Origin of the sequence: Pseudomonas sp. BCRC 81390 (assembly GCF_030341915.1) — a bacterium.
GTDB lineage: Bacteria > Pseudomonadota > Gammaproteobacteria > Pseudomonadales > Pseudomonadaceae > Aquipseudomonas.
In genome coordinates this window covers 1-495 of sequence record NZ_JATAAG010000026.1, presented here as the reverse complement: position 1 = coordinate 495, position 495 = coordinate 1, and the positions used below count along the sequence as shown (strand labels likewise).

Below are 495 nucleotides of genomic sequence, written 5' to 3'. Positions count from 1 at the left end.
GCGCAACGCCATCCAGCGCGAGCAACTGCCCAACGGCATACTGGCGCTGACAGTGCCCGACCCGGTCGGCATGGTGATGGAGCTGAACGCGCAGCGCACGGGCTGGGTACAGCGCATGCAGGAGTGGCGCGCGCAGCCGCAGCGGCACTTCGAATACTTCACCTCGCAGGCGCTGCTGGGCATCCGCCAGCTGCACGCCGCCACCGCCGCCGCGCAGGGTGTCGAGGATGCACAGCGCGAGGCGCGAGAGGTCGAGCAATGGAACCACAGCGCGCTGGCCGGCAAGGCGCCTCTGCCGTCGGTGGACATCGAGGCAAGGAGCGAACGCAACATCGCGCGCAAACAGCAGGAAGCCCGCGAGCGCCTGGAGGAGCGTTACGACGAAAGCGCCCGCGCCGCGTTCCAGGCCGATTACGACCGCGAGCTGAAGAACTGGCAGGCAATGATCGACCAGGTCGGCAAGCTGTATGCACGGCACTACGCCGCGCGCGCGTT

The 495-nt window shown here is 68.3% G+C and carries 1 pseudogene; it reads left to right on the top strand.

The annotated features are described in order from the left end of the window. Nucleotides 1-495: pseudogene (locus QSV36_RS12225) on the top strand (T6SS effector BTH_I2691 family protein); the annotation flags it as partial.